The sequence below is a fragment of the Mucilaginibacter sp. P4_E8 genome, assembly GCF_056401495.1.
In genome coordinates, this window is the sequence record NZ_JBFUJG010000445.1 from 1 (window position 1) to 650 (window position 650).

General features: G+C 44.6%; 1 protein-coding gene. It reads left to right on the forward strand.

Annotated features, from left to right (window positions below):
* Positions 1–650: ATP-binding cassette domain-containing protein (locus AC1DRQ_RS32020; RefSeq protein ID WP_477430272.1), on the forward strand; the 650-nt coding region annotated here is incomplete at both ends.

Here is a 650-nt window from a genome sequence, read left to right on the forward strand (position 1 = left end):
GAGATGTATGCCGTGATGAAGGAAAAGGATGCCATTTACCTGAAAGAAGATTTCAGCGACGCCGATGGCGAACGTGCCGGTGAACTGGAAAACCTATTTGCCGAAATGGATGGCTGGAATGCCGAAAGCAATGCCGCTACCCTGCTGAGCAACCTGGGTATTAAAGAAGAGTTTCATTATAAGCTGGTAAAAGAGCTTGACAATACCCAAAAAGTAAGGGTATTATTAGCACAGGCCCTTTTTGGCAAACCCGATATTTTATTACTGGATGAGCCTACCAACGATTTGGATATACATACCGTGAGCTGGCTGGAAGATTTCCTGGCCTCATACGAAGCCATTGTACTGGTAGTATCGCACGACAGGCACTTCCTGGATACAGTTTGTACCCACGTGGTGGATATTGACTTTGCCAAAATGACCATTTATACCGGTAACTATACTTTCTGGTATGAATCAAGCCAGCTGGCCCTGAAACAACGCTCGGATCAGAATAAAAAGACCGAGGACCGTGTTAAGGAATTGCAGGAGTTTATCCGTCGTTTTAGTGCCAATGCCTCTAAATCAAAACAAGCTACCAGTCGTAAAAAAGCGCTGGATAAGATCAATATTGACGAGATACAGCCATCAAACCGTAAGTACCCTGGTAT